Genomic DNA, 2,914 nt, shown 5'->3' on the forward strand with positions numbered 1-2,914 from the left:
GTACCGCGACTAGTTGCGCGAACCGCGGGTACGGCGCATCAGCACCGCACCGCCGAGCAGCAGAGCCGCGCTCGCGCCGGCGGCCAGGCCGATCTCCCCCGCACCGGTCTGGGCCAGCTGCGTGTCGGGGGTGTTCGGGCCGGGGTTGCCGGGCGGCGGCACGTCCACCGGGGGCTTGTCCACCGGCGGCTTGGCTGCGATCGGGGGCTCGTCGACCGGCGGCTCGGCCGGGCCGCTCTCGTTGTAGCACTCGTTGTCGGCGGCCGCATTGAGTGCACCGATCACGTTGACGCTGTTGCCGCAGACGTTGACCGGGATGTGCACGGGGGCCTGGATCACGTTGCCGGAAAGAACACCGGGGGAGTTGGTGGCCACACCTTCGGCGTGTGCTCCGCCGTACCCCTTGTAGGCGTCGTCCTCGTAACCGTGGGTGCTCGGAGCGCCGTGACTGCGGTCGCTGGGGTCACCGGAGGTGTCGTCACTCCCGCCGTCGTACCCGTTGTCGCCGGGAACGCTGCGGCTGTCACCGTGACGGTCGCTCTGTTCGGCGTCGTGGCCGTGACGGTCGCCCTTGCCGGAGTCGACGTTCGCGCATTCGTTGCCGAAGGAGGAATTCAGAAGGGCGGCCCCATTGGCGGTGTTGCCGCAGGCATTGACCGGGACATGCACCGGCACCTGGGCGACGTTGCCCGAGCCTACGCCCGGAGAGTTGACGGCGGCGCCCTCGGCCGAGGCGTCGGCATGGGCATATCCGCTGACGGCGGTCAGGATGCCGGATGCCGCGGCCATGACGATCATGCTTTTGTTCAACACTTGCCGCATTGAATGGGCCTTCCTCAACATTTCTGCGCGGGTGGTGCACCCGCAAGTGACGCGTGTGTGACGAGTGGTGCCGTTGCTGTGCGAGGTCATGACCTCGGCGGATCGTCATCTCCAGTGCGCTGGACGACAGTCATAACGAGCGGACCGCGCCGGGGAAACTCGCGAAACGTGGTGAATTGCGGAATCGTCCGAACGGATGACGCTCAAATGTTCCAGACAGTACCGGAAGGTGTCACTGACGATGCGCCCACGGATGTGCTCCCGAACACGCGTGCGGCCGGCTCGCCACTCCCCTCACTCGTTCAGCAGCATTACCCGGACGAATCTGTGTCGTTCATTGTTGTGGTACACCGAGGGAAAGTCTGACTGTTGTACGGTTGCGAAGATTCTCCCCCTGGCGAAATCTTGAATGCATTCACGCACACAAATGAAAGGTATCTCCGTGTTCGGAAAGCGAACTGCTGTTGTCTCCCTGTCGGCAGTGGCCCTGATGGCGATCGGGGCGGCTTCGGCCCAGGCCGACGACGGCCCCAAGTTCGAGAACAACGGGCACATCCTGTCCTGCTTCAGCCTGGAAGCCCTGAACATCCCGATCGCGTCGACCACCAGCAGCAAGATTGACTGCTCCACGAACTACGAGTGGAACACCCAGGCGAACACGAACACAACGGTGATCGACGCCAGCGCGGCTCCGGCGCAGGCTCCGGCGCAGGCTCCGGCTGCGGCTCCGGTCCAGGCTCCGGTCGAGGCTCCGGCGCAGGCTCCGGCTGCGGCTCCGGTCGAGGCTCCGGCGCAGGCTCCGGCTGCGGCTCCGGTCGAGGCTCCGGCGCAGGCTCCGGCTGCGGCTCCGGTCCAGGCTCCGGTCGAGGCTCCGGCTGCGGCTCCGGTCCAGGCTCCGGTCGAGGCTCCGGCGCAGGCTCCGGCTGCGGCTCCGGTCCAGGCTCCGGCTGCGGCTCCGGTCGAGGCTCCGGCTGCGGCTCCGGTCGAGGCTCCTGCCCAGGCACCGGTCGAGGAGCAGGCTCCCCTCTCTGCGCCCGTCGAGGCTCAGGCCGTTGTGCAGACGCCGTTGGGTGAGCAGGCTCCCGTAGGGGCGCAGGCTCTCGTCCAGGCGCCCGTCGAGGGGCTGGGCCTCACCCAGTACTAGCGGGTGTCCCGTCGGGGCGCTTCCTCTGGGTAGTTGCTTGTGCGTTGTACCTCGAATTTCGGACGGCGCTCTACAGTCGCGGAAAAATGGAAGAGCGGGCGACTGGCTGGGTGCCGGGTCTCCGGGATTCAGGATTGCTCCCTGTAAGCATTTTTCCATTCCAATGGAAGGCCGATAGTAATATCGACTCTTCCGGTGGCTCCAGTGAAGCGTCTCGGGGTGAACTGCAGCAGGGCGAGAGTCGGTGCTGGCGCCGATGTCGTTCCTGATATGCCACCGCCGCTGCCGGGTTTCCTCCCCCGGCAGCGGCGGTTTTTTTGTTCGTGGACGCGAATACCTGCCGAAGGATCCGCCGCCGACACGCCTCGCGATGTGGCCCGAACGAGTGCATTCCCCGGGATGCCTAATTACCCCCGGCGCTGCGGAATCCTTGTCCCCCAAGGGGAAAAGGGCTCCATCTGTCGGCCGGCCGTCAATGGGCTGCCCCTGCGCCAGTGCGTCGTGGTGATCTGTCGGACATTTTCGCCTAACATCTCGTAACTGTACGAACACGGCCAACCGTGGTCCGTGTTGTACTAGCCAAAACGGAGAAAAGAAATGCGCAAGCTTCAGAAGGCTGCCGTTGTGGTTGCAATGCTTGGCAGCGTCGGCTTCATCGGTTCCGGCACCGCCTTCGCCGGCGACGAGGGCCCGGGCATCGACGTGAAGCAGAGCTCCGCCTGTGAGTCGCACGACACGAGCGTCAACATCCTCAACAACGTCGGTGTCCTCAACGGCCTGCTCAGCGGCCTGATCGGCAACGAGGGTGACCCGGGCGCCCAGGACTTCAAGGTCGGCTCGACGATGGACTGCAGCAACGACGCTTTCTGAGCGTCGGTGAGTAGCTGACCATCTGGAACAGCATCGCGGCGGGGGGGGGCCCCCCGGGGGGGCCCCCCCCCCGGGGGT

General features: G+C 66.1%; 3 protein-coding genes. 2 read left to right on the forward strand and 1 reads right to left on the reverse strand.

The annotated features are described in order from the left end of the window. Positions 1-9: 9 nt before the first annotated feature. Entirely contained in the window at positions 10-822 is an 813-nt protein-coding gene (locus ACFWVP_RS32900) for a chaplin (protein ID WP_384501656.1), read from the reverse strand. 442 nt (positions 823-1,264) lie between these two features. On the opposite strand from ACFWVP_RS32900, the gene ACFWVP_RS32905 reads away from it, so the two are divergent. Beyond that, on the forward strand, positions 1,265-1,966 hold the full coding sequence (locus ACFWVP_RS32905; protein ID WP_384501657.1) for a hypothetical protein: 702 nt from the start codon (positions 1,265-1,267) through the stop codon (positions 1,964-1,966). Positions 1,967-2,563: 597 nt separating this feature from the next. Further along, positions 2,564-2,836 carry a hypothetical protein gene (locus ACFWVP_RS32910; RefSeq protein ID WP_384501658.1) on the forward strand — a complete coding sequence of 91 codons (273 nt, stop codon included), beginning with the start codon at positions 2,564-2,566 and terminating at the stop codon, positions 2,834-2,836. The last annotated feature ends 78 nt before the right edge of the window (positions 2,837-2,914 follow it).

The organism is Streptomyces sp. NPDC058637 (genome assembly GCF_042717325.1).
GTDB lineage: Bacteria > Actinomycetota > Actinomycetes > Streptomycetales > Streptomycetaceae > Streptomyces.

What these genes read in the sequence shown, in the direction of transcription:
- ACFWVP_RS32910 (WP_384501658.1), top strand. Translation starts at nt 2,564, where the DNA reads ATGCGCAAGCTTCAGAAGGCTGCCGTTGTGGTTGCAATGCTTGGCAGC.
- ACFWVP_RS32900 (WP_384501656.1), bottom strand. Translation starts at nt 822, where the DNA reads ATGCGGCAAGTGTTGAACAAAAGCATGATCGTCATGGCCGCGGCATCC.